General features: G+C 66.9%; 23 protein-coding genes. 6 read left to right on the top strand and 17 right to left on the bottom strand.

Annotated elements, in window-relative coordinates; genetic code table 11:
- Positions 1–14 precede the first annotated feature (14 nt).
- From AC1DRE_RS20800 to AC1DRE_RS20790, 3 genes are all read right to left on the bottom strand, one after another.
- The gene (locus AC1DRE_RS20800; protein WP_476986422.1) at positions 15–1,358 is read right to left on the bottom strand and encodes an ammonium transporter; all 1,344 of its coding nucleotides are present in this window, start codon (positions 1,356–1,358) and stop codon (positions 15–17) included.
- 382 nt (positions 1,359–1,740) lie between these two features.
- A complete protein-coding gene (locus tag AC1DRE_RS20795) occupies positions 1,741–3,144 on the bottom strand; it encodes a GntP family permease (protein ID WP_476986397.1) in 1,404 nt (467 codons plus the stop codon).
- A 55-nt stretch (positions 3,145–3,199) separates the two neighbouring features.
- The gene (locus tag AC1DRE_RS20790) at positions 3,200–3,745 is read right to left on the bottom strand and encodes a gluconokinase (RefSeq protein ID WP_476986396.1); all 546 of its coding nucleotides are present in this window, start codon (positions 3,743–3,745) and stop codon (positions 3,200–3,202) included.
- Positions 3,746–3,935: 190 nt separating this feature from the next.
- On the opposite strand from AC1DRE_RS20790, the gene AC1DRE_RS20785 reads away from it, so the two are divergent.
- Entirely contained in the window at positions 3,936–4,670 is a 735-nt protein-coding gene (locus AC1DRE_RS20785; RefSeq protein WP_476986395.1) for a FadR/GntR family transcriptional regulator, read from the top strand.
- A gap of 37 nt (positions 4,671–4,707) precedes the next feature.
- On the opposite strand, the gene AC1DRE_RS20780 is transcribed toward AC1DRE_RS20785, so the two are convergent.
- The 8 genes from AC1DRE_RS20780 to AC1DRE_RS20745 all read right to left on the bottom strand — a co-directional run bounded on the left by AC1DRE_RS20780 (position 4,708) and on the right by AC1DRE_RS20745 (position 14,976).
- Positions 4,708–6,873, bottom strand: coding sequence for a transglycosylase domain-containing protein (locus tag AC1DRE_RS20780; RefSeq protein ID WP_476986394.1), 2,166 nt, complete (start codon positions 6,871–6,873; stop codon positions 4,708–4,710).
- Between the two features lie 138 nt (positions 6,874–7,011).
- Positions 7,012–8,514: an NAD-dependent succinate-semialdehyde dehydrogenase gene (locus AC1DRE_RS20775; protein ID WP_476986393.1), complete on the bottom strand. Its 1,503-nt coding sequence runs from the start codon at positions 8,512–8,514 to the stop codon at positions 7,012–7,014.
- Positions 8,515–8,537: 23 nt separating this feature from the next.
- A complete protein-coding gene (locus AC1DRE_RS20770) occupies positions 8,538–9,347 on the bottom strand; it encodes an HpcH/HpaI aldolase family protein (protein ID WP_476986392.1) in 810 nt (269 codons plus the stop codon).
- Complete coding sequence (gene hpaH, locus AC1DRE_RS20765; RefSeq protein WP_476986391.1) at positions 9,332–10,117, bottom strand: 2-oxo-hept-4-ene-1,7-dioate hydratase; 786 nt, start codon at positions 10,115–10,117, stop codon at positions 9,332–9,334. Before hpaH ends, AC1DRE_RS20770 begins: the two co-directional genes overlap by 16 nt.
- 3 nt (positions 10,118–10,120) lie before the next feature.
- On the bottom strand, positions 10,121–11,209 hold the full coding sequence (gene hpaD / locus AC1DRE_RS20760; protein WP_476986390.1) for a 3,4-dihydroxyphenylacetate 2,3-dioxygenase: 1,089 nt from the start codon (positions 11,207–11,209) through the stop codon (positions 10,121–10,123).
- 52 nt (positions 11,210–11,261) lie between these two features.
- Positions 11,262–12,776, bottom strand: coding sequence for a 5-carboxymethyl-2-hydroxymuconate semialdehyde dehydrogenase (hpaE, locus tag AC1DRE_RS20755; protein ID WP_476986389.1), 1,515 nt, complete (start codon positions 12,774–12,776; stop codon positions 11,262–11,264).
- Positions 12,777–12,785: 9 nt separating this feature from the next.
- Positions 12,786–13,478, bottom strand: a complete 693-nt coding sequence (locus tag AC1DRE_RS20750) for a GntR family transcriptional regulator (RefSeq protein ID WP_476986388.1) — start codon at positions 13,476–13,478, stop codon at positions 12,786–12,788.
- A complete protein-coding gene (locus AC1DRE_RS20745) occupies positions 13,471–14,976 on the bottom strand; it encodes a fumarylacetoacetate hydrolase family protein (protein ID WP_476986387.1) in 1,506 nt (501 codons plus the stop codon). Before AC1DRE_RS20745 ends, AC1DRE_RS20750 begins: the two co-directional genes overlap by 8 nt.
- Before the next feature lie 222 nt (positions 14,977–15,198).
- On the opposite strand from AC1DRE_RS20745, the gene AC1DRE_RS20740 reads away from it, so the two are divergent.
- Positions 15,199–17,115 (top strand): FAD-binding monooxygenase, encoded by a 1,917-nt coding sequence (locus AC1DRE_RS20740; protein ID WP_476986386.1) that lies wholly within the window; start codon positions 15,199–15,201, stop codon positions 17,113–17,115.
- On the opposite strand, the gene AC1DRE_RS20735 is transcribed toward AC1DRE_RS20740, so the two are convergent.
- The 4 genes from AC1DRE_RS20735 to AC1DRE_RS20720 all read right to left on the bottom strand — a co-directional run bounded on the left by AC1DRE_RS20735 (position 17,105) and on the right by AC1DRE_RS20720 (position 19,550).
- Positions 17,105–17,962, bottom strand: coding sequence for a prephenate dehydratase (locus tag AC1DRE_RS20735; protein ID WP_476986385.1), 858 nt, complete (start codon positions 17,960–17,962; stop codon positions 17,105–17,107). The two genes, AC1DRE_RS20740 and AC1DRE_RS20735, sit on opposite strands and share 11 nt — an antisense overlap.
- Positions 17,963–18,083: 121 nt before the next feature.
- Positions 18,084–18,803, bottom strand: coding sequence for a GntR family transcriptional regulator (locus AC1DRE_RS20730; protein ID WP_476986384.1), 720 nt, complete (start codon positions 18,801–18,803; stop codon positions 18,084–18,086).
- A 4-nt stretch (positions 18,804–18,807) separates the two neighbouring features.
- Entirely contained in the window at positions 18,808–19,323 is a 516-nt protein-coding gene (locus AC1DRE_RS20725; RefSeq protein ID WP_476986383.1) for a PTS sugar transporter subunit IIA, read from the bottom strand.
- Positions 19,320–19,550 (bottom strand): PTS sugar transporter subunit IIB, encoded by a 231-nt coding sequence (locus AC1DRE_RS20720; RefSeq protein WP_476986382.1) that lies wholly within the window; start codon positions 19,548–19,550, stop codon positions 19,320–19,322. The genes AC1DRE_RS20725 and AC1DRE_RS20720 overlap by 4 nt, the downstream gene beginning before the upstream one ends.
- A 187-nt stretch (positions 19,551–19,737) precedes the next feature.
- Between AC1DRE_RS20720 and AC1DRE_RS20715 the strand changes: the two genes are divergently transcribed.
- From AC1DRE_RS20715 to nagB, 3 genes are read left to right on the top strand one after another with little or no spacing between them, the layout of a single operon-like run.
- A complete protein-coding gene (locus tag AC1DRE_RS20715) occupies positions 19,738–21,012 on the top strand; it encodes a PTS transporter subunit EIIC (protein WP_476986381.1) in 1,275 nt (424 codons plus the stop codon).
- Positions 21,002–22,288: an N-acetylglucosamine-6-phosphate deacetylase gene (locus AC1DRE_RS20710; protein ID WP_476986380.1), complete on the top strand. Its 1,287-nt coding sequence runs from the start codon at positions 21,002–21,004 to the stop codon at positions 22,286–22,288. The genes AC1DRE_RS20715 and AC1DRE_RS20710 overlap by 11 nt, the downstream gene beginning before the upstream one ends.
- A complete protein-coding gene (gene nagB, locus AC1DRE_RS20705; protein WP_476986379.1) occupies positions 22,269–23,078 on the top strand; it encodes a glucosamine-6-phosphate deaminase in 810 nt (269 codons plus the stop codon). Before AC1DRE_RS20710 ends, nagB begins: the two co-directional genes overlap by 20 nt.
- A 67-nt stretch (positions 23,079–23,145) precedes the next feature.
- Here nagB and AC1DRE_RS20700 read toward each other — a convergent pair whose 3' ends face one another.
- Positions 23,146–24,555, bottom strand: coding sequence for an aldehyde dehydrogenase family protein (locus AC1DRE_RS20700; protein WP_476986378.1), 1,410 nt, complete (start codon positions 24,553–24,555; stop codon positions 23,146–23,148).
- A 263-nt stretch (positions 24,556–24,818) separates the two neighbouring features.
- Here AC1DRE_RS20700 and AC1DRE_RS20695 point away from each other — a divergent pair, with 263 nt between their 5' ends.
- A complete protein-coding gene (locus AC1DRE_RS20695) occupies positions 24,819–26,294 on the top strand; it encodes an APC family permease (RefSeq protein WP_476986377.1) in 1,476 nt (491 codons plus the stop codon).
- Here the strand turns inward: AC1DRE_RS20695 and AC1DRE_RS20690 are convergent.
- Positions 26,271–26,939 carry an AmiS/UreI family transporter gene (locus tag AC1DRE_RS20690; RefSeq protein ID WP_476986376.1) on the bottom strand — a complete coding sequence of 223 codons (669 nt, stop codon included), beginning with the start codon at positions 26,937–26,939 and terminating at the stop codon, positions 26,271–26,273. The genes AC1DRE_RS20695 and AC1DRE_RS20690 overlap by 24 nt on opposite strands.
- Positions 26,940–26,991 lie beyond the last annotated feature (52 nt).

Here is a 26,991-nt window from a genome sequence, read left to right as displayed (position 1 = left end):
CCCGCTGCGAAGCCCTAGGCGAAGCTGTCTTCCTTCTCCCGCCCTGCATCCGCTCCCTGCCGTGCCGCGGCTTCCTCGTACGAGCCTTCCGGCGCGGTTGCGTGGTGGTGGAACGGGTTGAACCGGCTGCGCGACAGCTCACCGAATGCGTAGGCCGTCTCGGCGTGTTCGGAGAGGTCCACGCCCGCGGTTTCGGCTTCCTCGCTGACCCGGAAACCGAGGGTTTTGTGAATGGCCAGGCCCAGGGCGGCGGTCACCAGGCCGGAGAGCAGGACGGTGATCAGCACGGCAACGGTCTGCGCCACGAGCTGCTGGAAGCCTCCGCCATAGAAGAGGCCTCCGCCCTGGCCGTCCACCGGCAGTGCAATGAAGCCAAGCGCCAGTGTGCCGATGAGGCCGCCGCCGAGGTGGACGCCCACAACGTCGAGGGAGTCGTCAAGGCCGAAGCGGTACTTCAGGTCCACGAAGATCGCGCAGAGGGCGCCCGCCAGGAGGCCCAGGCAGATGGCCGCCACCGGGCTGATGTTGGCGCAGGAGGGCGTGATGGCCACCAGGCCGGCAACCACGCCCGAGGCTGCTCCGAGGGAGGTGGGGTGGCCGTGGCGGATCTTCTCGGTGACCAGCCAGCTGAGCATCGCCGCGGCCGGGGCCACGAGTGTGTTAATCCAGATCAGGCCTGCCTGCTCCGCAGTGGTGGCGGCGCCGCCGTTGAAGCCGAACCAGCCGAACCAGAGGATGGCGGCGCCCAGCATGATGAAGGGGATGTTGTGCGGCCGGTGGTTGGGGTCCTTGCCGAAGCCCTGGCGCTTGCCCACAATGACGGCCAGGACCAGTGCAGCCACGCCGGAGCTGATCTCCACCACGGTGCCGCCGGCGAAGTCGATGACGTGCCCGAACACGGCGGTGATGGCTCCGTCAGCGCCCAGCAGGCCGCCGCCCCAGACCATGTAGGCGAGGGGGCAGTACACCAAGGTCACCCAGATGGGCACGAAGAGCGCCCAGGAGCTGAACTTGGCGCGATCCGCGATGGCACCGCTGATGAGGGCCACCGTGACCATGGCGAAAGTTCCCGAGTAGGCTGCCTTGATGAGGTCCGGAGACCCGATGAGGTTGCTGAGTCCGAAGCTGGCGAACGGATTACCGAAGATACCCAGCACGCCTTCGCCGCCGGTCATGGAGTAACCCCACAACACCCAGATGACGCCGACGATGCCGACGGAGATGAAGCTCATCATGATCATGTTGAGGGCCGCCTTGGCGCGGGTCATGCCGCCGTAAAAGAGGCCGAGGCCGGGCGTCATGAACAGCACGAGCGCCGTTGACATCAGCACCCAGACGTTTTCCGCAGTGATTTCCACCTGCGTGTCCCTTCTCATCAAGTCTTCTGTACGGGACCTCGAGTGATTCCGGGCCACGCCCCCGGTCAATATTTCACGCTCCGTGTTTCCGGCAATGGGGCGCTAAGTTGCCGGTAAGTTACAGGAACGAAGACTGCGTGAAGATCATGTGACCGCCTTGTTTCGGGCATGTTAACGATGCCTCTTGGTGGCAGTGATCTAGTGAGGCCGGTGGTCCACGTTTCGGCAAGATGACGGGCTGCTCACCACACCCGGACGGCCGGCTGGTCGGCTGAACGGGGCAGGGGAGGAGCCGGCGTTAAAAGCGAGAACGACGGCGGGATGTCCCGCCGTCGTTCTCTGTTGCTTTGCCCGGGTGGATCCGGGTGGATGGACCGGCCGGCTAACCGGCCAGGCCGGCCACTCCAAAGATGGCGGCAGCGATCGCGAAGCCCATGACGCCGATGAGTGTCTCCATTACGGTCCAGGTCTTCAGCGTGGTCTTGACGTCCATGCCGAAGAAGCGGCCCACCAGCCAGAAGCCGGAGTCGTTGACGTGGGAGACCACCACGGAGCCGGCGGCCACGGCGATGACCAGGGCGGCCACCTGCATGCCGTTCATGCCCGCGAGGGCCACGGCGGGAGCGATCAGCCCGGCAGTGGTGGTCAGGGCCACCGTGGCGGAACCCTGGGCGATGCGCAGGATGGCCGAGATCAGGAAGCCGGCAAGCAGCAGGGAAATGCCGACGTCGCCCAGTACGCCGGCCAGGGCGGTGCCGATGCCGGAGGTGCGCAACACGCCGCCGAACATGCCGCCGGCGCCGGTGATCAGGATGACGGAGCAAACCGGGCCGAGGGAGGATTCGAGCAGCTTCTCCAGCGTGGCGCCGTGGGAGCCGCGGAGCCTGCCCAGGACGAACATGGCCACGAGCACGGCGATCAGCAGGGCCACCGGCGTTTCACCGAGGGTGCGCAGGATCTGGAACCATGCCTCGGACTTGGCCGAGGCCGGAAGGACGCCGGCGGAAGCCATGGTGCTGAGGCCGGTGTTGAGGAAGATGAGGACCAGCGGAAGGAGCAGGACGCCCACGACGGTGCGGAAGCGCGGCGGGTTCTCCTCGGCGGCGGGATCAGCGTGGCCCAGCAGTTCCGGAACAGGGAGCACCAGCTTCTTGCCGGTCCACAGTCCGAAGAGGTAGGCGGTGACGTACCAGGTGGGGATGGCGGTGATGAGGCCGGCGATCAGGACCAGCCCGATATTGGCGTCGAAGAAGGTTGCTGCAGAGACCGGGCCCGGGTGCGGGGGCAGGAAGATGTGCATCACGGAGAAGGCGCCTGCAGCGGGCAGGCCGTAGCGCAGCACGCCGCCGCCGAGACGGTGGGCCACTGCGAAGACTACGGGCAGCATGACCACCAGGCCGGCGTCGAAGAAGATGGGGAAGCCGAAGATCAGCGAGGCGAGGCCCAGGGCGAACGGTGCGCGCTTCTCGCCGAAAAGGTTGATGAGGTAGTCAGCCAGCGCCTTGGCGCCGCCGCTGGTTTCAACGATGCGGCCGAGCATGGCGCCGAGGCCGACCAGCAGGGCTACGGTGCCGAGGGTGCTGCCGAATCCGTTGACCAGCACCGGCACCACCTTGTCCGCCGGGATGCCGGTGGCGAAGGCGGTGGCCAGGCTGATGAGGATCAGGGCGAGCAGCGCGTGCATGCGCAGCTTGATGATGAGGAACAGCAGCACCAAGATGGCGCCGCCGGCAATCAGCAGCAGGGGGCCTGCGCCGAGGGTTTGAGTCCATCCTTCGATGGTCATGGTTCTCCTTTGAAGCAGATGTGTTGGGGGGTGGAGCTTGGGGGGGAGTGGGAGATCAGGAAGCGCAGGGAGCGTTGCCCGCCGGCAGGTGAAGGGCGGACTTGATGGCCTGAACCAGGTCCTCAGGCGTGCGGGTGATGTCCAGCCGCAGGCTTCCGGCGGCGAGCTCCTCCGGCGTCAACGGCTCCAGGGTGGCCAGCTGGCTGGGCAGGAGCGTGACCGGCATGAAGTGGCCCTCGCGTCCGCGCATGCGCTCGCCGAGCAGGGCGGGATCACCGTCGAGGTGGATGAAGACCACCGTGCCTTCTGCCTCCGAGAGGAGCTGGCGGTAGCTGTGCTTGAGGGCGGAGCACGTCAGGACGGTGCTTTTGCCTTCCGCGGCCTGGGCGGTCATCCAGTCGCGGATGGACTGCAGCCAGGGCCAGCGGTCCTCGTCCTGGAGCGGCGTGCCGGCATTCATCTTGGCGATGTTGGACTCCGGGTGGAACTGGTCCGCCTCGGCCATGTCCCATCCCAGATCCAGGGACAGGGCCCCGGCGATGGTGGACTTGCCGGCTCCGGCGACACCCATGACTACCAAGTGCATGGCAGGAAACTTCATTGTTCTACCTCCGTAGAAGACGTCGTTGGCTTCGGAATGAAGCTCAGGCCAGCAACCCGCACTGGATAGAAAAATAAGATAGCACCATTTGAAGCTATTAGTAGCATCTTTTGTAACACAGGTCATACCTTTACCTTCATCTGGCCTAAACTGGAAGCCAAGCGCGAAGGCGCAGAGGGAGGCTTCAGGCATGTCGACGGCGACAGAGAACCACGCGGGGTCAACCGGTGATGAACCGGTAGCTCCGGCCTTGCATCTGCGGGTATTGGACGCACTTGGAGAGGCCATCGTTTCCGGTGAGCTGGCCCCGGGCCGGCGGCTGACGCTCGATGATCTGCAGCAGCACTACAACATTTCCCGCACCCTCGCCCGGGACACCATGCGTGTCCTGGAATCGATGAACCTGGTCTACTCCCGCCGGCGGGTGGGCATCGTGGTGCAGGACCCCGAACTCTGGAACGTGTTCGATCCCAAGCTGGTGCGGTGGCGGCTCGCATCCAGCCGCCGGGCCGAGCAGTACAGCAGCCTCACGGAACTCCGGATCGCCGTCGAGCCCATCGCTGCGGCGGGTGCTGCCCGCCGTGCGGGCGCGTCGGAGCGCCGCCAACTCACGGCGCTGGCTGCCGAACTGAGGCGGCTTGGCGAAGCCGGCGAGCTGGAAGAGTTCCTCAAAGCGGACATTGCTTTTCACAGCCTGCTCCTGCACAGCAGCGGGAACGAAATGTTCAAGGCTTTGGACGGCATGGTGGCCGAAGTCCTGTCCAGCCGGACCAAACAGGGATTGATGCCTTTCAATCCGCGTCCTGAAGCACTGGAGGCGCACGAGGCCGTGGCGGCGGCGGTTGCCGCGGGCGATGCCGGTACCGCCGAAGCGGCCATGCACCACATCCTTGACGAGGTCCGGACGGCGATGGGGCTGCCCTAGCTCTGGCTGGACGCCGGCTTGGCGGGAACGTTCCGGCTTAGCGGGAGGGCGTCGGCGTCGGGTTGCTCATGGACGGCGGCGGCGGCGGGAAGGGATTGGCCGGGTACAGCCCGGCCACCTGCAGCATGTAGTTGGCCCACTGCGGCCCGGCGAGCATGTAACCGTCGATGTTCTTGTAGAAGGTGCCGTTGATGGTGACGTTCTGGCCGGCCCGCTGTTGGCCCTCCAGCGTGTCCCCGAAGAAGGACACCGTGGCCAGGCCGGAAGTGTAGCCCGACACCCAGGTGGCGCCGTTGTTGTTGGACGTTCCCGTCTTGGCCGCCACCGGCACCCGGCTCTGGACCTTGGGGTTGATGTAGACGCCGGATCCCAACTTCAGAACGTCCTGCAGTACAGCGTTGACGCCGCGGGCCACCTCGGGCTTGACGGCGGCGCGGCACTGCGTGGCTTCGGCCGGCAAATGCCGCCCCGTCGGGTCGCTGACATCCGCGACGGCGATCGGGCTGCAGTACCGGCCGTCATTGGCGAACGTGGCGAAGGCGTTCGCCAGGTGCAGGGGAGCCACACCGATGGCGCCCAGCAGGTTGCCGAGCTGATGCATGTTCACCTGGGCGCCGTCCAGCCCGCTGTGGATCCCCACTGCGTCCACCATCTTCTGGATGCCGCAGAAGTCCAGCTGCGCGGCGGTCGCAAAGGTTGCCGTATTGATGGAGTTGTAAAGGCCGTAGTTGATGGGCATGGGCCGGTAATACCCGGGGTCGTTGTTCTGGAGATCGTCGGCAGCGCCCTCGGCCCGCTCGGCCGTGTTGTAGGCGCCCAGCACCTTCCCGCAGCTGGACCGCCATGGAAAGTTGAGCGGATAGGTCCGCCGGGAGGCGTCAATCATGGCGTTGAGGGGTTTACCCTCATTTAGCCATTCGGCGAAGGTGAACGGCTTCATGGTGGATCCGGGCTGGAACCCGCCGGCCCCGTTGAGGTCATTGCCGTTGGCGTCCTTGGAATCGACGTTGAAGTTTAGCTGGGTATCGAATTTCCCTTCCGCCGGAAGGAAGACCGTGTTCTGCGCCATGGCCAGGATCCTGCCGGATCCGGGCTGGATGGTCACCAGGGCAGCACCCCATTTGTCCGGATTCGCGCCTGCGGTGGCGTCCACCTGGGCCTGGGCGGCGGCCTGCAGCCTGCTGTCCAGCGTGGTGACGATGGTCAGGCCACCGCGGTACAGCAGCCTCTCGCGGTCGTTGATGTCCGCTCCGTAGGCGGGGTTGTTGAGGATCAGGTGGGACACGTAGTCGCAGAAGTACGGTGCGATCACGGCGGCGGCGCAGCCCTGCCGGCCCGGGGTGACCTTCAGCTCCACGCCGGTGGCCGCGGCGGCATCGTGCTCGGCCTGGGTGATTTTCTTCTGCTCCAGCATATTGCCCAGGACCTGGTTGCGGCGTTGCAGCGAGTTCTCCGGATGCACGGCGGGGTCGTAGAAACTGGGGCTGTTCACCAACCCGGCAAGCAGCGCCGCCTGCGGCAAGGTCAGGTCCTTGGCGGAGGCGCTGAAGAAGTGCCGCGCGGCGGCCTCGATGCCGTAGGCATCCCGATTGAAGAACACGATGTTCAGGTAGCCTTCGAGGATTTGGTCCTTGGTGTATTTCTTCTCCAGTTCAATGGCGAGCTTCATCTCCCGCACCTTGTCGCCAACGCTCTTCTGGCCGCTGAGGACGACCTGCTCGCCCTGATCTGCCGAAAGATACGACTCGTTGATGATGTTGGTGACGTACTGCTGCGTCAGCGTGGATGCGCCCTGACGGCCGCCCTGGGTGACATTGAACGTCAGCGCGCGGAGGATGCCCTGGGGGTCAACGCCGCCATGTTCGTAGAAGCGGCTGTCCTCGATCGCGACGATCGCGTCCTTGATAAACGGCGACATCTGGTCGAGGGTGACGCGCACCCGGTTCTCGGCGTAGAACGTGGCGATGGGCTGACCGTCCGCGGTCATCATTTTGGTGGACTGCGACGGCGGATCGACCGTGAGGTCACCGGGCAGGCTGTTGAAGAACGTAATCGAACTGCTGACCGTCACCCCGGCGGCTGCCACGCTGGGGGCCACGAGGCTGGCGGCCAGGACCCCACAGATGGCGCTCACGGCAATGAATCCGACCAGCCTTCCCAAGGCTGCGGCCAGACGAGAACCCAATCGCTTCTTCGGCGCCATTTGTACCCAGCTATCACGCGTGCCCAGTGCCTCAAGGCTACGCCGGGCGGCCGACAGCCGACCAGAGTCCTAGTGCCCGCACGCCGGGGGTGCGCCGGTGATCGAGCCTGTCGCGATCACCGGCGGGCGGGCAGCCCTTCAGCCTGCGTAGGGGTCGGCGATGCCGATGTACTGCGTGGTGGTGTACTCGGCGATGCCTTCGGTACCGCCTTCGCGGCCGAGCCCGGACTGCTTGACGCCGCCGAACGGGGCGGCGGCGTTGGAGATGACGCCGGCGTTGAAGCCCACCATGCCGAATTCGATCTGCTCTGCGACGCGCAGGAGGCGGGTGAAGTCCCGGCTGTAAACGTAGGAGGCGAGGCCGTATTCGCTGGCGTTCGCGAGCCGGATCGCGTCTTCCTCGGTGGTGAACGTGGTCACGGGCGCCACCGGCCCAAAGATCTCCTGGCGGAGGATCGCGGCGTCGTTCGGGACGTTGGCCAGCACGGTGGGCGGGTAGAAGTAGCCGGCCCCCTTCACCGGTGCGCCGCCGGTGACGGCGGTGGCGCCGGCGTCGACGGCGGCGCTCACCAGGGCGTGCACGTCGTCGCGGGCGCCGGCGTCGATGAGCGGGCCGACCTGGGTGGCCGGTTCCGTCCCGCGGCCGGTGGTGAGGGCGGCCATGGCGGCGGCGAACTTTTGGGTGAACTCGGCGGCGACGGATTCCTGGACCAGGAAGCGGTTGGCCGCGGTGCAGGCCTCGCCCATGTTCCGCATTTTGGCGGCCATGGCTCCTTCGACGGCCTTGTCCAGGTCGGCGTCTTCGAACACGATGAACGGTGCGTTACCGCCGAGCTCCATGGACGTGCGCAGCACGTTCTGCGCGGCGGCGGCGATGAGGCGTTTGCCCACCGGGGTGGAGCCGGTGAAGGAGACCTTGCGCAGCCGCGGATCGGCCAGCAGGGGTCCGGAGATCCCGGATGCACTGGCGGAGGAGACCACGTTGAGCACGCCTGCGGGCAGTCCGGCGTCGAGCATGGTCTGCGCGAAGTACTGCGCGGTCAGGGGCGTGAGTTTGGCGGGTTTGAGGACCATGGTGCAGCCGGCGGCAATGGCGGGGGCGACCTTGCGGGTGGCCATCGCCAGCGGGAAGTTCCACGGCGTGATCAGCAGGCAGGGACCGACGGGTTTGTGCTGGACGAGGATCTTGTTTTTGCCCTCCGGGGTGGTGAGGTAGCGGCCGTAGTCCCGGACGGCTTCTTCGGAGAACCAGCGCAGGAACTCGGCGCCGTAGGTGACCTCGCCGCGGGCTTCGGCCAGCGGTTTGCCCATTTCCAGGGTCATCAGCAGGGCGAAGTCCTCGGCGCGTTCGGTGACGAGGTCAAAGGCGCGGCGCAGGATTTCGGCGCGTTCCCGGGGCGCGGTCCGGGCCCAGGAAGCCTGGACTTTGTCGGCCGCGTCGAGCGCGGCGACGGCATCCTCGCTGGTGGCGGACGCGAGGGTGGCGAGTACCTCCCCGGTGGCGGGATCGTGGACGTCGAACGTGCCGCCGTCGGACGCGTCCCGCCACTGGCCGCCGATCAGCAGGCCGGTGGGGACGGAAGCGAGCAGCGCGGCTTCCCGTTCAGGCAAAATGGCAGGGGAGATCGCAGAAAGTGTCATCAAAGAAGTCCTTAGGAAGTGGGTCAGTAGCTGGCGGGGGAGCCGCCGTCGGCTGGCTTGATGAACTCGGCGGCGAGGGCTTCCGTGCCGCGGGCCAGGATGGCGACGTCGGCGCCCACCAGCACAAACGAGGCGCCGGCCGCGAGGTAGCTGCGGGCGGTGTCCTTGTTGAAGGCGTTGACGCCCGCGGGCTTCCCGACCGCTGCGGCCGCGCTGAGGCAGTGTTCGACGGCGGCGCGCACTTTGGGGTGCTCTTGTTGTCCCAGCACGCCCATGGAGGCGGCGAGGTCGGACGGCCCCAGGAAGATGGCGTCCACGCCGTCGACCGCGAGGATCTCCTCCACGGCAGCGACGGCAGCCTCCGATTCGATCTGGACGGTGAGGCTGACCGTGTCGCCGGCTTGCGCGAGGTAGTCCGGGATGCGGTTCCAGCGCGAGGCCCTGGCGAGGGCCGAGCCCACGCCGCGGACGCCGTGCGGCGGGTAGCGGGTGGCGGCCACCGCTGCCTCGGCCTCTGCGGCCGAGTTGACCATGGGCACCAGCAGGTTCTGCACGCCGAGGTCCAGGTACTGCTTGATCAGCACGGTGTCGTTGACCGGCGGCCGGACCAGCACCCGGACCGGGTAGCCGTGGACGGCCTGCAGTTGGGCGAGGACGGATTCAAGCCCGTTGGGGCTGTGCTCGGCATCCACCAGGAGCCAGTCCAGGCCCGCCCCGGCGCAGAGCTCGGCCACCAGCGGGCTGCCCGAGCACACCCACATCCCCATGAGGGGACGGTTGGTGGCGGCCAGGGCGTGCCGGAACGTTGGGTCCGGTTCTACTCGAAGCGGCATGTGACAACTCCCAGGGGTCCGTAGTCGGCGTGGACGGTGTCGCCCTTGTACACCCACAGCGGGCGCGTAAAGGAGCCAGCCAGGATGATGTCCCCGGCCTTCATGCCGTCCCCGTGCGCCGCGATCTTGTTGGCGAGCCAGTGCACGCCGTTGGCCGGGTGGTCCAGGACCCCGGCGGCGACACCGGTCTCCTCCACCGTCTGGTTCTTGTACAGGATCGCGGAGACCCAGCGGAGGTCGACGGCGTCCGGCTTCACCGGGCGGCCGCCGACGACCATGGCGCCCATCGCGGCGTTGTCCGCGATGGTGTCCACGATGGTCCGGCCCTCCATTTCGATCCTGGAGTCCAGGATCTCGAGGGCCGGAACCACGTAGTCGGTGGCGTTGAGGACATCGAAGATCGTGCAGCCCGGGCCTTTGAGCGCGTCTTTCAGGACAAAGGCGAGCTCCACCTCCACCCGCGGGTGGGTGTACTTGTCCCAGGCCACGGAGCAGCCGGTTTCGAGGACCATGTCGTCAAAGATGGCGCCGTAGTCCGGCTCGGTGATGCCCGTGGCGGCCTGCATGGCCTTGGACGTGAGGCCGATCTTGCGCCCCACCAACGTGCGCCCGGCTTCCTCGTTCCGGCGCCGCCACAACTGCTGCACAGCGTAGGAATCCTCCACCGTCATGTCGGGGTACCGGGCCGTCAGGCGCGGCACCGGCGTCCGGTTCCGGCCGGCGTCGAGCAGTTCGTCGGCAATGGCTTCGATCGTCTTCGCGTCCATCATGGTTTAGACCTGGGCCCCGAGCTTGAAGCCTGTCTTCTCTCCGGCGGGGCCGTCCTCTTCCTTGCGGGTGTAGGAGAAGCCGTCGGCGCCGACGGTGACGGCCATTTCGGACTTTTCCTCGCGGACGATGACGGGCTGCGGGTTGCCGTCCAGGTCCAGGACCAGGGAGGCCTCGGTGTACCAGGACGGGACAACGGGGTTGCCCCACCAGTCGCGGCGCTGGTTGTCGTGGACGTCCCAGGTGACGGTGGGGTTGTCCGGGTCGCCGGTGTAGTAGTCCTGGGTGTAGATCTCCACGCGGTGGCCGTCCGGGTCCAGGATGTAGAGGTAGAAGGCGTTGGACACGCCGTGCCGGCCGGGACCGCGCTCGATCCGGTCCGAGATGCGCAGCGCGCCCATCTTGTCGCAGATCTGGATGATGTTGTGCTTCTCGTGGGTGGAGAACGCGATGTGGTGCAGGCGCGGGCCGTTGCCGCCGGTCAGGGCGGTGTCGTGCACGGTCTGCTTGCGGTGCATCCACGCGGCGTACGTGACGCCGTCGGAGTCCTGGATGTCCTCGGAGACACGGAAGCCGAGGTCCTCCAGGTACTTGCGGCCGCGGGGGACGTCCGGGGTGACCTGGTTGAAGTGGTCCAGCCGGACCAGTTCGCCGGCGGAGTAGAGGTCGTAGCGCTGGGTAAGGCGTTCCACGTGCTCCACATCGTAGAAGAACTCGTAGGGGAAGCCCAGCGGGTCCTCGACGCGGACAGAGTCGCCGACGCCCTTGGTGAAGCCATCCCTGCGGCGCTCCACCCGGCAGCCCAATTCCTTGTAATAGGCCTCTGCGGCGTCAACCTCGGCGGGCGACTTCACACGGTAGGCGAAGGCCGCTGCCGCGGCCACCGGGCCCTTGCGCAGCACCAGGTTGTGGTGGATGAACTCCTCGAAGGAGCGCAGGTAGATGTTGTTCTCATCTTCCTCGGTGACGTGCAGGCCCAGCAGGTCCACGTAGAACGCGCGGGACTTGGCGAGGTCCGTGACCACGAGTTCCAGGTACGCGCAGCGGACGATATCCGGGGCCGGGACGGAGGGGGTGGGGACGAAGTTTGTCATCGGATTCTCTCTTCTTTGAAAGCGGGGTCGGGTTGGCGCCGGGCGGAATCGCTCAGGCGCCGAATTTCGGGGTGTGGACGGTGCCGAGGGTAATGTGAACGGCCTGCTGGTCGGTGTAGAAATCGATGGAGCGGTAGCCGCCCTCGTGGCCCAGGCCGGAGGCCTTGACGCCGCCGAAGGGGGTGCGGAGGTCGCGGACGTTGTGGCTGTTGAGCCAGACCATGCCGGCCTCGACGTTCTGCGAGAAGTTGTGGGCCCGGGTGAGGTTCTGGGTCCAGATGTAGGCCGCCAGGCCGTACTTGGTGTTGTTCGCGAGGGCCAGGGCTTCGTCGTCGTTCTCGAACGGCGTGATCGCGACCACCGGGCCGAAGATCTCCTCCTGGAAGATCCGGGCGTCGGGTGCGACGTCGGCGAACACGGTGGGGGCGATGTAGTTCCCTTCCGGGAGGTGCTCCGGGCGGCCGCCGCCGGCCAGGAGTCGGCCTTCGGACTTGCCGATTTCCACGTACGAGGCCACCTTTTCGTAGTGCTCCGGGTGGACCAGGGCGCCCACCTGGGTCTTGGGGTCGTGCGGATCGCCCACCACGATGTTCTTGGCCCGGGCTGCGTACTTCTCGCAGAACTCCTCATAGATGGCGCGTTCCACCAGGATCCGGGAGCCGGCGGTGCAGCGTTCGCCGTTGAGGGAGAAGACGCCGAACAGGGCGGAGTCGATTGCGGCGTCGAGGTCGGCGTCGGCGAACACCACGCAGGGGGACTTGCCGCCGAGCTCCATGGACAGGCCCTTGAGGTTGGTGGCCGCGTTGCGGAAGATCGTCTGCCCGGTGGTGGTCTCGCCGGTGAAGGAAATCAGCGGGACGTCCGGGTGCTTGACCAGCGCGTCGCCGGCTTCCTCGCCGAGGCCGTTGACCAGGTTGAACACACCGTCCGGGAGGCCGGCGTCCTTGAAGATCTGCGCCCACAGCGAGGCGGAAAGCGGGGTGAATTCGGCGGGCTTGAGGACCACGGTGTTGCCGGTGGCCAGCGCGGGGGCGAGCTTCCAGGATTCGAGCATGAACGGGGTGTTCCACGGGGTGATGAGGCCGGCGACGCCGATCGGCTTGCGGTTCACGTAGTTGATCTGCGAGCCCGGGACCTTCATGGCGTCGTCGAACTGGGCCACGATCAGGTCCGCGAAGAAACGGAAGTTCTCCGCCGCGCGCAGGGCCTGGCCCTTGGCCTGGGTGATGGGCAGGCCGGTATCGAAGGTTTCCAGTTCGGCGAGGCGCTCCTCCTGGGCTTCGACGGCGTCTGCGATCCTGTTCAGGATGCGGGCGCGTTCGCGCGGCTTCATCCTCGGCCAGGGGCCGTTCGTGAAGGCTTCGCGGGCGGCGGCGACGGCGAGGTCGATGTCCTCTTTCTGGCCGGCCGCGGCGGTGGCGTAGTTGGTGTTGGAGACCGGGTCCAGGACGTCGAAGGTCTTGCCGCCCACGGAGTCAACGAACTCGCCGTTGATGTAGTGCTGGATGTGGGTGGGCAGGTCCTGCGGGATGTAGTGGGTTTTGGTGTCTGCGGCAGTGAACGTCATTGTATTTCCTTACTGCTGTGGGGGCTGCGGGGCCGGGTGGTCTGTTGTGGCCGCCTGGGCGAGGTAAGCGTCCAGGGTGGCGGAGCGGTGCAGGCGGGCTGCTTTTTCGATCTCGTCGGCGCCGGCACCGGATTCGATGAGCTGCAGGAGGGCTTCATGCTCTTCGACGGAGTCGTGGGCGCGGCCGGGGACGAACCTGAACGTTGACGAGCGAAGCGAAGCCAGCCGGTTCCAGCCGCGGTGGACGAGGTCCAGGATGTGCGGGTTGGGGCAGTGCTCGAACAGGACGCTGTGGAAGTCCTGGTTGAGCCGGGTGAAGCGGACGGGGTCGAAGTGCTGCAGGCATTCGCGCATCTCCGCGTTGACGGCGCGTGCGCGGGAAATGTCCGCCGGCCCGATCAGGGGTGCGGACAGGGCTGTGGCGGCACCTTCGACGATGCTCAGGGTCTGCATCGTGTAGAGGTACTCGGTGGGGTCGATTCCTGACACGGTGGCGCCGACGTTCCGTTCGAACTTGACCAGCCCTTCGGCTTCGAGCCGGCGGATGGCTTCGCGGACCGGAACCACGCTGACGCCCAGGTCCTCGGCGATCTTGGCCAGCACCAGCCGGTAGCCGGGGGAGTACGTCCCGTCCACGATCCGGGCCTTGACCGAGGCATAGGCCTGCTCGGACTTGCTGCCGGCCATCACTGTTTCAGTCATGTGCGGGGCCTTCCCACTCGTCGTACTTGGCCCGCCATTCGGAGTTCAGCGGATAGAGGCCGTCAACGCTGTGGCCCTGTGCCACCATCTCGGCGATGAAGACTTCCTCGCGTTCCTGGGCGATGGAATCGTCCGCGAGCTCGTCGGCCAGGGCCGGCGGGATCACCAGGATGCCGTCCGAATCCGCCACGATGATGTCCCCGGGCTGGACGGTGGTGCCGCCGCAGGCGATGGTGATGTCGGTATCCCACGGGATGTGCCGGCGCCCCAGCACCGCGGGGTGCGGGTTGGCATAGTAGGTGGGCATGTCCATGGCGGCCACGGCGGCGAAGTCGCGCACACCGCCGTCGGTGATGATGGCTGCGGCACCGCGGACCTGGGCGCGGAGGGCCAGGATGTCGCCGATGGTGCCGGTGCCCTTCTCGCCGCGGGCCTCCATCACCAGGATCTCGCCCTCGTTCACGGAATCGATGGCCTTCTTCTGGGCGTTGAAGCCGCCGCCGTGGGTCTTGAAGAGGTCCTCGCGGTTGGGCACGTAGCGCAGGGTCCGGGCCAGGCCCACGATCCTTTTCTCCGGGCGGGTGGAGGTGAGGCCGTCAATGCTGACGTTGTTCAGCCCGCGCTTGCGGAGCTGGGAGGACAGGGTGGCGGTGCAGACGCTTTCGAGTTTGGCCTTCAGTTCCGGGGTCAGGGCCGGCCCGACGGCGGCTGTTTCGTCCGCAGGAAGCCCGGCCGCTTCCCGCGAGCCGTACGCTTCCTCCCGCTGGAGGTCATCGGTCCGGGGCCGGGCGCCGAAGTCCGCGAACGCCGTCGTACCTTCCGCCACCCGGGTGACCAACCGGCCGGTGCTGACGCCGGGGGCGGCGCCCGCCGTCGTACTGGTGCTGACTTCGACCTCGACGACGTCGCCCGGCTTGGCGACGGAGGCGCCGGCCGGGGTGCCGGTCAGGATGATGTCGCCCTCTTCGAGCGTGAGCAGCTGGGACAGGTCCGCGATGAGCCGGGCGAACGGGAACAGCAGGTCTTCGGTGGTGTCGTCCTGGACCATCTCACCGTTGTGCCAGGTGCGGATCCGGAGCTTTGACGGGTCCACGGCGTCCGCGGCGATCAGTCCAGGACCCACAGGGGTGAAACCGTCGCCGCCCTTGGAGCGGAGATTGGAGCCCTTGTCCGCGTATCGCAGGTCGTACACGCCGAGGTCGTTGCTGGCGGTCACCCATTCGACGTGGCTCCAGGCATCGTCAATCGCCACGCGCCGGGCGGGCTTGCCGATGACCAGGGCGATCTCGCCTTCATACCCGAGGAGCTCGCAGCCGGCGGGGCGTTCCACGGTGGAAGGCGCGTCTGCCGAGCCGGTTGCCAGGGAGGATGAAGGCTTCAGGAAGTAGGAGGGCTGTTCCGGGGTACGGCCGCGCTGGGCTGCCCGGCTGGGGTAGTTGATGTGCACCGCGATGACCTTGCGGGCCGCGGCCAGGATGTGGTCGGTGACCTGTTCCAAGTGTTACTCCTCATCGAGTACGAAATCGTATACGATAACTATTACCTACGAGCTTCCGGACGTCAACCCCTGATTTTTAGGGAGTTTTGAGAGGAGCTTGTAACGCAGGTCATACCTGCGTACAGTTTTGAATCAGCAACCAAATTTCTATTATCGAACGATTAGTTCCGATATCGAACACGAGACGGCCCTAGACAGCCACACAACGAAGTGAGGAATCCCGTGCATTTCCACCACCACGGTTACGTATCAGGTGACCCGCGAGTCCAGCCGGCCGCCGGCGTCGGCATTGACCGGCCCACCCAGCTCCCCGACGAAGTGGACGTGCTCATTGTGGGCACCGGTCCTGCAGGCATGCTCACTGCTGCCCAGCTCTCCCAGTTCCCGGGCATCACCACCCGCATCGTGGAGCGCCGCGACGGCAGGCTTGCCATCGGCCAGGCAGACGGCATCCAGGCCCGCAGTGTCGAAACCTTCCAGGCCTTCGGCTTCGCCGAGCGGATCATCGCCGAGGCCTATCGGATCACCGAAATGGCATTCTGGAAGCCGGATCCGCGGAACCCTGCGAACATCGTCCGCGCCGCGCGCACCCTCGACGACGCGCACGGGATCAGCGAATTCCCGCACCTGATCGTCAACCAAGCGCGCGTGCTGGACTATTTCGCCGAGGTTATGGCCAACGCCCCCACGCGCATGGCGCCGGACTATGGCTATGAGTTCCGCAGCCTTGAAGTCGGCGAAGGGGAGTACCCGGTTACCGTAACGCTCGTCCATACAAGCGGCCCCGATGAAGGCCGGGAACGTGTTGTCCGGGCCAAGTACGTGGTGGGCGCCGATGGTGCCCGCAGCAAGGTCCGGGAATCCATCGGCTGCACCCTGGCCGGCGACCAGGCCAATCACGCCTGGGGCGTTATGGACGTGCTCGCCAACACCGATTTCCCGGACATCCGCCTCAAATGCGCCATCCAGTCCCACGACGGCGGCAGTATCCTGCTGATCCCGCGGGAGGGCGGGCACCTCTTCCGCATGTACGTGGACCTCGGCGAAGTGCCCGCGGACGATCACGGCGCGGTCCGCAAGACCACCATCGAGCAGATCATCGCCAAGGCCAATGCGATCGTCCACCCCTACACCGTGGACGTGCGCAATGTGGCCTGGCACAGCGTTTATGAGGTGGGCCACCGCCTTACCGACAGGTTCGACGACGTCCGCCCGGAAGACATGGGCACGCGCACGCCGCGTGTATTCATCACCGGCGACGCCTGCCACACGCACAGCGCCAAGGCCGGCCAAGGCATGAACGTGTCCATGCAGGACGGCTTTAACATCGGCTGGAAACTCGGCCACGTCCTCGAAGGGCGCAGCCCGGAGAGCCTGCTGTCCACCTACTCGGCCGAACGCCAGGTCATCGCGAAGAACCTCATCGACTTTGACAAGGAATGGTCAACGCTGATGGCGAAGAAGCCCGAGGAGTTCGCCTCCCCCTCGGAGCTCGAGGATTTCTACGTGAGCACCGCCGAATTCCCGGCCGGCTTCATGACCCAGTACACCCCGTCGATGCTCGTCGGCAGCCCGGCCCACCAGGGGCTTGCCACCGGCTTCACCATCGGCAAGCGCTTCAAGTCCGCGCCCGTCGTGCGGGTCTGCGACACGAACCCGCTGCACCTCGGCCATCAGGCCAAGGCTGACGGCCGCTGGCGCATCTACGTTTTCGCGGACGCGGCGACCCCCGTCACAGGAATGGAGCATGCTGCGTCACCGGCCGCCGACCTGGCCGGCTGGCTCGCCAACGCGCCGGACTCGCCGCTCGCCGCCACACCGGAAGGCGCCGACGCCGACGCCTGGTTCGACGTGAAGGTCATCTACCAGCAGGACCACACGAATATCGACATCAACGAGGTTCCGGCGGTGTTCAAGCCGGAGGTGGGACCGTTCAAACTCACCTACCTGGAAAATGTCTACGGCACCGATCCGGCGGCCGACATCTTCGAACTGCGCGGCATCGACCGCGGCGGAGCCGTTGTGGTGGTCCGCCCGGACCAGTATGTGGCGAACGTCCTGCCCTTGACGGCGACGGCGGAGCTGGCCGCGTTCTTCGCGCCGATCCTGCACGGGCGTCAGACGGCTGTCAGCCGCTGACGGCCTGAGCCGTCCGGTACTCCGCGGCTGCATAAACACCCAGGATGCGCACCTCGGCGGTGAAGAAGTCCAGTTCCTCGAGGGCCAGCTTCAGCGGCAGGTCCTCGGGGTGGCCCTCGACGTCGGCCATGAACATGGTGGCGGCAAACTCGTTGCCCACCATGTAGCTCTCCAGCCGGGTCATGTTCACGCCGTTGGTGGCAAAACCGCCAAGCGCCTTGTAGAGCGCGGAGGGGACGTTCCGGACGCGGAACACGAAACTGGTCACTGCCGGCCCGGGCAACTCGTCCCGGGTCGGCAGTTCCGTTTCCCGCGCCAGGACCACAAAACGCGTGGTGTTCGACGGATCGTCCTCCACCCGGGAGGCCAGTACTTCGAGGCCGTAGATCTGGGCCGCGAGCGGGGGAGCGAGTGAGAGCTTGGCGGGATCGTTCCATTCCCGCACTTCGCGGGCAGACCCGGCCGTGTCTCCGGCGATGACGGGGCGCAGCCCGGCTTCACGGATCAGGCGCCGGCACTGGCCCAGCGCGTGGATGTGGCTGTGGACCTCCGTGGCCCCTTCGATGGTGCTGCCGGGGATGCCCAGCAGGTCGAAGTGGATGGGCAGGAAGAACTCTCCCACGATCTGCAGGTGCGACTGGGGGAGCAGGACGTGGATGTCCGCCACCCTGCCGGCAATCGAGTTCTCGATCGGAATCATGGCCAGGTCGGCCTCGCCGCCGGACACGAGTTCGAAGACGTCCTCGAAGCTGGCGCACGGGACGCTTTCCAGTTCGGGGAACATCTGCTGGCACGCGATATTGGAGTTGGCGCCGGGCTCGCCCTGGTACGCAATTTTCTGGGTCACGATCCGTATGGTTTCACGACCCGCACCCAACCTCCCAAGTGAGTAGCAGCAGGTGTCGTTTTGAGGGCCCAAAACGACACCTGCTGCTACTTAGTTGGGGTGGGGCGCGAAAAGTCCTGGCTCAGCCGAGCGCCAGCCGCATCGACACCTGGTACCGGTCCGAGCGGTACGTCGAGATGGAGTATTCGATGGGTGTGCCCGGATCGGCCTCCCCGGTAAACGACCGGCGCCGGAAGAGCAGCACAGGGGCACCCGGTTCGATGTCCAGCAGGGCGGCAGTTTCCTCCGGTGCCGCAGCGGCCTCCACGGTCTGTTCCACGTGCTGCACGGGGTGCCCGGAGGTGGACAGGATCCGGTAGAGGGATCCCGTCAGGTCCTCCGAGAGCAGGTCCGGCAGGAGCCGGGGCGGAAGCCAGGATTCGTCCACGCTGACGGGAGCCCCGTTCGCCAAGCGCAGCCGGCGGACCTGGTAGGCGGCCTGCCCCGGTGGGAGCCCCAGGTGCTCGGCCGCGGCGGCGGGCGGCTCCGCCGTCGCGGCAGTGATGACCCGGGTGCTGGGCTCAAAGCCAGCCTGCCGCATGTCCTCATTGAAGGAGGCCAGGTGCAGGGTGGAACGCACCAGCCCGTGCGAGACAAAGGTCCCCTTGCCCTTGATCCGCACCAGCGCCCCGTCCTGGACGAGGTCCGAAATCGCCCGGCGCACCGTAATGCGGGAGACTCCGAACTGCTCCTCCAGCTGGCGTTCGCCCAGCAGCGCGTCCCCGGGCCGCAGCGTCGAAGCCACCAGGTCCTGGAGCTGCCTTCGCACCCAGACGTGTTTCAGTTCCCCTGCCGTATCCATAGGTCTATTGTCCGGGCAGGTCGAACAGATGCCCGCCGGCTTCCACGCGGGCTCCGCTTTCCGGTGAATCGATGGCGTCCGCTGGGCTGTCCAGTATCACCACGGGGCTGCACATGCTGAGGTTTTTCGAGCGGACCAGCGTGACGTCAACGCTGATCATGGGATCCCCGGCGCGGACCTGGTCGCCCTTCTGCGCCAGCACGCTGAAACCCTCGCCCTTCAGGCCGACCGTATCGATGCCCACGTGGACCAGCACTGCGGGCCCGGAGGCGTGCTGGACGATGTAGGCGTGCGGCATGACCTTGATGACCTTGCCGTCCAAGGGTGCGACGGCGGTCAGCACACCCGAGTCGTCGTCCGGGATAACGGCGGCGCCGCCGCCCACCAGCCCTTTGGCGAACACGGGGTCCGGCACTTCGCTCAACGGGATGAGCCTGCCGGGAAGGGGAGAGGCCACGCTGATGGCCGCCGCTGGTGCCGCAGGTTTCACGTCAGGCGTGCTCACGTCAGGTGCGCTCACATCAGGTCCTGGATGTCTTCGGCCAGGCTCTCGGCTTCGGGGCCCACAACCACCTGGACCACCGAGCCGGCCACCATGACGCCGTGGGCGCCCGCGGCCTTGAGGGCGGCCTCGTCAATGCGCGAGGCGTCCACCACTTCGGTGCGCAGGCGGGTGATGCAGCCTTCGATCTCTTCGACGTTATCGGCGCCGCCCAGGGCGGCGAGGATGATTTCTGCTTTGGACATGTCCACTCCTGTTGGTGTTTCGCGGTGAAGGCCCGCCGGCTCCGGAGGTCTTTTTTCCTGCCTGAGGTTGACAACTAAGCCCGGTGCACTTCACAGTGATGATTGTCACTGGTTATAACCAGTTAGCAAAACAATACTGAATCCCGCATCCCCGCACAAGCACCCCCCTTTCGAAACGAGGAACAACATGTCCACGGAAAACCCGTCCGCATCCGCCGGGGCCGGCCCGTTGGCCGCGCCGGCCCCCGGAAAGGCCAAGGGCAGCGGCAAAGCGCTGCAGAACATGCAGCGCTTCGGGCGCAGCCTCATGCTTCCCATCGCCGCCCTTCCCGCAGCAGCGCTCCTCCTGAGGCTCGGACAGGACGACCTGCTGGGCAGGTTCGAGGGCCTGACCACCGTTGCCCAGGTGATCGGCGCAGCCGGCGGAGCCCTCTTTGAGAACCTCCCGCTGCTGTTCGCCGTCGGTATTTCCTTTGGTTTCGCCAAGAAGGGCGACGGGTCCACGGCGCTGGCCGCCGTCGTCGGCTTCCTGGTCCTGACCAACGTTTTCAAGGTCATGGCACCCCTGGTGCTGGGCGCCGCCCCGGAAGGCGGCAAGGATCCCGTCATCAACTACGGTGTGCTCGCAGGCATCGTGATGGGCCTGACGACGGCGTGGCTGTGGCAGAAATTCCACCGGACCACGCTGCCGGATTGGCTCGGCTTCTTCGCCGGCCGCCGGCTGGTGCCCATCCTGACCTCCTTCGCCGCGATCGTCATCGGCGTGGTCATGGCCCTCATCTACCCCTTCTTCAACACCGGCCTCACCGCGGTGGGCAACGCCGTCGCGGACAACACCGTGGTGGGCAGCGGCGTCTACGGCACGCTCAACCGGCTGCTCATCCCGCTGGGCCTGCACCACATCCTGAACTCCATCGTCTGGTTCATCATCGGCGACTACAACGGCGCCCACGGTGACCTGAACCGGTTCTTCGCCGGCGACCCCTCAGCAGGTGTGTTCATGACCGGGTTCTTCCCCATCATGATGTTCGCCCTGCCCGCGGCCGCCCTGGCCATCTGGCACGAAGCCAAGCCTTCCCAGAAGAAGATCGTCGGCGGCGTGATGCTCTCCACCGGCCTCACCGCCTTCCTCACCGGCATCACCGAACCGCTGGAATTCTCGTTCATGTTCGTGGCCTGGCCGCTCTACGTCGTGCACGCCGTCCTGACCGGCACGTCGATGATGCTGGTCAACTTCCTGGGCATCCATCACGGGTTCGGCTTTTCCGCGGGTGCCATCGACTACGTCCTCAACTTCGGCATCGCCCAAAATCCGCTGTGGCTGATCCCCATCGGGCTGGGCTACGCAGCGGTGTACTACGTGGTGTTCCGCTTCGTGATCCGGCGCTGGAACCTGCGGACCATGGGACGCGAAGACGAGACTGACGAGAACGGTTCGATGGTCAAGGCCGATGCGAGCTGACGGCACTCCGGCCGGAGCCGGCGGCGGCCTGGGGCTGCGGGGGCGCCTCGTCACCGGCCGGACCGGCGACGGAGTGATCGACGACGGCACCGTGGTGATCGCCGGGGGCCGCATCCTTTGGTGCGGCCCGACGGCGGAACTGCCCGCCGGCGCCGACGTCGAAACAACCCGGGTTCCCCTCATCCTGCCCGGGCTGGTGGACGTGCACTGCCACGGCGCCGTCGGGCACACCTTCTCCGCGGATGCGGAGGGCGCCCGCCGGGCTGCGGGCTACCACGCCGCGCAGGGGACGACGTCGGTACTCGCCTCGCTCGTTTCGGCGCCGTCGGATGTGCTGCTGGAGCAGATCGCGGTGCTGCGGGAGCTGGTGCAGGACGGCACGCTGGCCGGCCTGCACCTGGAAGGACCGTTCATCACCAGGAGCATGTGCGGGGCGCAGGACCCGGCGGCCATCATCGATGGCAGCCCGGAACTCCTGAAGGAGTGGCTCGACGCGGGGCACGGCACGGTCCGGTCCATCACACTGGCACCGGAAACCGCGCACTTCGGGGAACTCGTTGCCCTGTGCCGGGACTACCGCGTGGTCCCGTCGCTCGGCCACACCGACGCCACGGCGGCCGGGACGCGGGAAGCCCTCGGCGGATGGTCCGGCGGGGCGGCCGGCGTGGGTGCCGTGGGCGGACCGTGGTCGGCCACGCACCTGTTCAACAGGATGCCCGCGCTGGGCCACCGCACGCCCGGCCCCATCCCCGTCCTGCTGCAGGCGGCCCGGCAGTCACCGGACCGGATGGTCCTGGAGCTGATTGCCGATGGGGTGCACCTTGACCCGGAGATTGTCCGCATGGTGTTCGACCTGGTGGGCCCGGACTCGATTGCCCTGATTACGGACGCCATGGCCGCGGCAGGGATGTCCGACGGCCACTACACGCTCGGCAGCCTGGACGTGCTGGTCCAGGACCGGGTGGCGCGGCTGGTTCCCGACGGGGACGATGCCCATCCCGGGGCGATCGCCGGGGCAACCAGCCTGCTGCTGGAGAACGTCCGCCGCTGCGTGGACTGGGGGATACCCCTGGCTGACGCCGTCACCGCAGCTTCGGCAACCCCGGCGCGGCTCATGGGCCTGGACCGGCCGGGTTCCGACAAAGTCGGGGTGCTGGCCGCGGGATACCGCGCTGACGTGCTGGTCACCACCGAAGAACTTGAACTGCTGCAGGCCTACCGGGCCGGCACACCACTAACTCAGGAAAGGAATGCGCGTGCAGATTATTCTGTGTGAGTCCGCCGAACACGTAGGGGGCAGGGCCGCCGACATCATCGACGCCCGGGTCCGGCAGGGACCGGCCGTCCTGGGACTGGCCACGGGCGGTTCGCCGAAATCCACGTACCAGGAACTCATCCGGCGGCACCGCGAGGAGCAGCTCAGCTTCAGCCAGGTCACTGCCTTCACCCTGGACGAATATGCGGGGATGCCGCCGGAGCATGAACAGAGCTATTACTCCACCATCCGGCGGGAGTTTGCCGACCACGTGGACCTGCCGCTGGAGCAGCTCATCACCCCGCACGGGGATGCCCCGGACCTCGTGGCCGAGGCCGAACGCTACGATGCCGCCATCACGGCTGCCGGCGGAGTGGACATCCAGATCCTCGGCATCGGCGCCAACGGCCACATCGGGTTCAATGAGCCCACCTCGTCCCTGGTCTCGCGCACCAGGGTGAAGACCCTGGCCGGAGCCACCCGGGCGGACAATGCCAGGTTCTTCCCGGAGGGTGATGTCCCGCGGCTGTGCCTGACCCAGGGGCTGGGGACCATCCGCGAAGCCAAGCTGGCGGTACTCGTGGCCATGGGTGAGAACAAGGCTGATGCCGTCCAGGCCATGGTGGAGGGACCGGTCAGCGCACACTGCCCCGCCTCGGTGCTGCAGATGCACCGCCGGGCAGTGGTCATCCTGGACCCCGCCGCCGCGTCCCGCCTCAGCCTGCTGGACTACTATCGGGACGCCCAGGAGTTCAACGACCAGCTGGGCCAGACGCCCACCCGGCCCTGGCTGCAGCAGCCGGCAGTCTAGGAGTTTTTGTCCACATGGCGGGCGCAAAACGGGGCTGAAGTCCCTCTAAGTGGACAAAAACTCCTTCCTAGCCGTTGATCACCTGCGGAACGCCGACGGCTTTGAGGCCCTCGACGCCGAACTCCAGGCCGTAGCCGGACTGCTTGGCCCCGCCGAAGGGGACGCGGGGGTCCACGGCGCCGTGCTTGTTGATCCAGACGGTGCCGGCTTCGATCCGGGCGGCGACCTTGCGGGCTTCGGCGAGGTCGGCGGACCAGACGGAGGCACCGAGCCCGACGTCGAGCGCGTTGGCCATGGCGACTGCCTCGTCGATAGTGCTGTAGCGGATGATCGGCAGGGCGGGGCCGAACTGTTCCTCGGCCACCAGGGGGTTGTTGTTGTCGATGTCGGCCACCAAGGTGGCGGGGTAGAAGTGGCCGGGCTGGTCCGGGTCCGGGTTGCCGCCGGTCAGGATCCGGGCGCCGGAATCCCGGGCGGCTTCGACGAGGGCTGCCACGATGTCGTATTGCGCCCTGTTCTGCAGCGGGCCCAGGACGTTGTTCTCGTCGAGGCCCACACCCATCGGCATCGCGGCGGCCACCTTCGTGAGCTCCTCGCACACGGCCTCATACAGCGAGTCGTGGACGTAGAGGCGCTTGAGCGCGGCGCAGGTCTGGCCGGTGTTGATGAAGGCTCCCCAGAACAACCCCTCTGCAATTCCTTTCGGGTCGGCGTCGGGCAGGACGATGCCGGCGTCGTTGCCGCCGAGCTCCAGGGTGAGCCGCTTGACGGTGTCCGCGGAGGACCTGATGATCGAGCGGCCGGCTGCGGTGGAGCCGGTGAACATGATCTTGCCGACGGCGGGGTGTTCGGCCAGCCGGGCGCCGACCTCACGGTCCCCGGAGACGACGGTGAGGAGGCCGTCGGGGAGTTCCTCGTTGAGGACCTTGGCGAGGGCCAGGACGGACAGCGGGGTCATCTTGGAGGGTTTGACCACCACGGCGTTGCCCATCCGGAGGGCGGGGGCGATCTGCCAGATGGTGATCATCATGGGCCAGTTCCACGGGCCGATGGCACCAACGACGCCGATGGGTTTGTAGTGCAGTTCGGCGTAGGTTTCGCCGTCGTCCACCACGACTTCCGGGTCCAACGGCGTGGTGGCGGCGGCACGCAGCCAGGCGGCGCAGGCGCCGACTTCGAAGCGGGCGTTGGGGCCGTTCAGGGGTTTGCCCTGCTCGCGGGAGAGCAGGCGGGCGAGTTCTTCGGCGGAGCGTTCGACGGCGTCGGCTGCTTTGAGGAGCGCGGCGCTCCGGGCCTCGTGGCCCAGTGCAGCCCACGAGGGCTGGGCTGCGGCCGCGGCGGCGATGGCCTCCTCCAGGTCCGCAACGGTGTGCACGGGTGCTTCGCCGACGGGGGTGCCGGTGGCGGGATCCAGGATGGTCCGGGTCTTGCCGGTGTCCGGGGTGATCGAGGCCAGAAGGGCGTCGTAAGTTTCCATGGGGATACTCCACTTCGAGTAGGTCAGGGGCCGCAGGCCGGTACGGCCTATCAGCGCTGCTTCAAGCGTGCTCCGGCGGGCGCTGCGGGTCTTGTCTTTCCGCGAAGGGCTGTTGTGCGGGAGCGAACGGAACGGGACGATGTGGGTGTGACTGCGCTGAGGAACAACAACTGATCGCTGTGGGACAAAGCACATCCGGAGCCCGCTGCCATGCTGGATTTCACCCGCATTCCCCAGCACTCATGACCGTTAAGAAGGATCCAATGAGTATTTCGAATCCCGAATCCCGGACCGCAGAACCCGGGTCCCGCCAGGAACACTCCACTGCACTGCGCGCAGGCAGCATCGGCGTCCTGGGCATCCTGTTCTTCGTCCTCTCCGCGCAGGCCCCGCTGACCGGAATCGTCGGAGCGGCACCGCTCGCGGCCGCGCTCGGCAACGGTGCCGGCGCCCCGGGCGCCTACCTCGTCGTCGGCATCGTCATTGTGATCTTCGCCGTCGGCTTTGTGGCCATGAGCCGCAAGGTGCAGACCAACGGCGCCTTCTACGCCTACGTCACGGCAGCCTTCGGACGGAAGGTCGGCGCCGGGGCGGCCTGGCTGGCCCTGCTGGCCTACAGTACGGTGCAGGCGGCAATGTACGGGCTGTACGGAGCGGCCTTCTCCGGCCTGCTGGCCTCCGCCGGAATGACGGTTCCGTGGTGGCTGCCCGCGCTGGCCACCATGGCCGGCGTCCAGGTCCTGGGATCCATGAACATCGAGCTGGGCGCCCGCGTCCTTGCCGTCCTGGTGGGCCTGGAAGTGGCCATTCTCCTGATGTTCGGTTTCTCTGTCCTGTTCAAGGGCGGCGGCCCGGAAGGGCTGGACTTCGCGGCCTCGTTCGCGCCGGAAGCCATCGCCAGCGGAGCTCCCGGGGTTGCCATCATGTTCGCGGTGGCCTCCATGTTCGGCTTCGAATCGACGGCCATCTACTCCGCCGAGGCCAAGGACCCGCACCGGACCGTTGCGCGGGCCACCTATCTCTCCGTGGGCATCATCGCCGTCTTCTTCTCCTTCATCACCTGGATGCTGGTCAGCTTCTACGGTCCGTCCCACGTCGTCGGCGCAGCAGGGGCGGCCCTCGAATCCGGCGACGCGACCTCGTTCGTGATCGGCCCGATCGTTGAGATGTTCGGACCGTGGGCCGGAGTGACCACCGGCGTCCTGCTGGTGACGTCCCTGCTGGCCGGCATCATCGCATTCCACAACGGCATCAACCGCTACCTCCACTCGCTGGCGCTGCGTGGCTCCATGCCCGCCGTCATCGCCAGGACCAACAAGCACCGTGCGCCTGCCACTGCAGCCTGGATCCAGACAGCGGTCGCGGCCCTCCTCGTGGCCCCGTTCGCGCTGCTGGGACTGGACCCGGTGCTGACGCTTTTCTCCTGGTTCAGCGGCCTTGCCGTCGCGGCACTGCTGGTGCTGTATATGCTGTCCTCCCTCGCCGTCGTCGGCTATTTCCGCCGGGAACGCGTGACCGGACAGCTGTGGCAGACCTTCATCGCCCCGGTGCTCGCGTCCGTGCTGCTGGCATGGGTGCTCTACCTGGTGGTCAGCAACTTCACGTCCCTCATCGGCGGAAGCGCGGAAACGGCCGTTGGTCTGCTGGTGGCCGTCCCCGTGATTTTCCTGGCCGGAGTGCTGGTGGAGATCCGGGTGGAGAAGCGGGCCCGGAACCTAGACCTTGAGTTCGCCGGGTAACGGACTTTCGACGGCGGCGGCGACGGCGGGGCGGGCGGCGGTTTGGTGCCGCCCGCGCCAGGCGAGGCCGCCGGCAAACAGCAACAGCGCCAGCAGCGACACGGCCGCTCCCGCGGCAATCTCCGGTTCGCCGGGCCACCGGCCGGTCAGTCCCATAAATGCAGGCACCGTGGCAGAGGCCTGGCTGGTGAGGACGAGGGACCAGCCAATCAGCGGCGTCAGGCGGACGAAGCCCAACGCCAGTTGCAGGAAGAACAGCATCCACAGATACGTCCAGCAGAGCCAGAGGACGGCCAGCAAGGGATCCTCCCCGGACCAGGCTGCGGCGAGCAGGAGTCCGCACGCGGCAACCAGCCCGCAGAACCAGCCGAGCCCCTTGGACCCGAGCCCCAGCAGGTAATCCAGGCCGACGTAGACATACGTCAGCCCGAACAGGAACATCCCGGAGGCGCCGAGAAGCAGCCGGCCGCCGTCGCCTGCAGCCCCCGGAGTGAGCGCCCCCAAATACGTGACGCCCAGGGCCAGCTGGATACTGCCGATGACCAGGCTGAACACGGCAGCGTCCCGCCGGGGGAGGGCGCCCAGCAGCGCCAGTCCGTTGAGCAGCAGCGCGGCGCCGGAGAGAAGCAGGCAAATGTGGGCCATCAGCAGTCCCTCGCCGGAGAAGGAACCGAGGCCGGAGCCGAGGCCGAAACTT

It is taken from the genome of Arthrobacter sp. P4_H3 (assembly GCF_056400885.1).
The sequence above is the reverse complement of the archived record's forward strand: the minus strand, read 5'-3'. Positions and strand labels throughout refer to the sequence as shown.

Coding starts and splice junctions, on each gene's coding strand:
- AC1DRE_RS20795 (WP_476986397.1), bottom strand. CDS start 3,144: ATGACCATCGAAGGATGGACTCAAACCCTCGGCGCAGGCCCCCTGCTG.
- AC1DRE_RS20790 (WP_476986396.1), bottom strand. CDS start 3,745: ATGAAGTTTCCTGCCATGCACTTGGTAGTCATGGGTGTCGCCGGAGCC.
- AC1DRE_RS20785 (WP_476986395.1), top strand. CDS start 3,936: ATGTCGACGGCGACAGAGAACCACGCGGGGTCAACCGGTGATGAACCG.
- AC1DRE_RS20780 (WP_476986394.1), bottom strand. CDS start 6,873: ATGGCGCCGAAGAAGCGATTGGGTTCTCGTCTGGCCGCAGCCTTGGGA.
- AC1DRE_RS20775 (WP_476986393.1), bottom strand. CDS start 8,514: ATGACACTTTCTGCGATCTCCCCTGCCATTTTGCCTGAACGGGAAGCC.
- AC1DRE_RS20770 (WP_476986392.1), bottom strand. CDS start 9,347: ATGCCGCTTCGAGTAGAACCGGACCCAACGTTCCGGCACGCCCTGGCC.
- hpaH (WP_476986391.1), bottom strand. CDS start 10,117: ATGATGGACGCGAAGACGATCGAAGCCATTGCCGACGAACTGCTCGAC.
- hpaD (WP_476986390.1), bottom strand. CDS start 11,209: ATGACAAACTTCGTCCCCACCCCCTCCGTCCCGGCCCCGGATATCGTC.
- hpaE (WP_476986389.1), bottom strand. CDS start 12,776: ATGACGTTCACTGCCGCAGACACCAAAACCCACTACATCCCGCAGGAC.
- AC1DRE_RS20750 (WP_476986388.1), bottom strand. CDS start 13,478: ATGACTGAAACAGTGATGGCCGGCAGCAAGTCCGAGCAGGCCTATGCC.
- AC1DRE_RS20730 (WP_476986384.1), bottom strand. CDS start 18,803: ATGGATACGGCAGGGGAACTGAAACACGTCTGGGTGCGAAGGCAGCTC.
- AC1DRE_RS20720 (WP_476986382.1), bottom strand. CDS start 19,550: ATGTCCAAAGCAGAAATCATCCTCGCCGCCCTGGGCGGCGCCGATAAC.
- AC1DRE_RS20715 (WP_476986381.1), top strand. CDS start 19,738: ATGTCCACGGAAAACCCGTCCGCATCCGCCGGGGCCGGCCCGTTGGCC.
- AC1DRE_RS20710 (WP_476986380.1), top strand. CDS start 21,002: ATGCGAGCTGACGGCACTCCGGCCGGAGCCGGCGGCGGCCTGGGGCTG.
- AC1DRE_RS20700 (WP_476986378.1), bottom strand. CDS start 24,555: ATGGAAACTTACGACGCCCTTCTGGCCTCGATCACCCCGGACACCGGC.
- AC1DRE_RS20695 (WP_476986377.1), top strand. CDS start 24,819: ATGAGTATTTCGAATCCCGAATCCCGGACCGCAGAACCCGGGTCCCGC.
- AC1DRE_RS20690 (WP_476986376.1), bottom strand. CDS start 26,939: ATGGCCCACATTTGCCTGCTTCTCTCCGGCGCCGCGCTGCTGCTCAAC.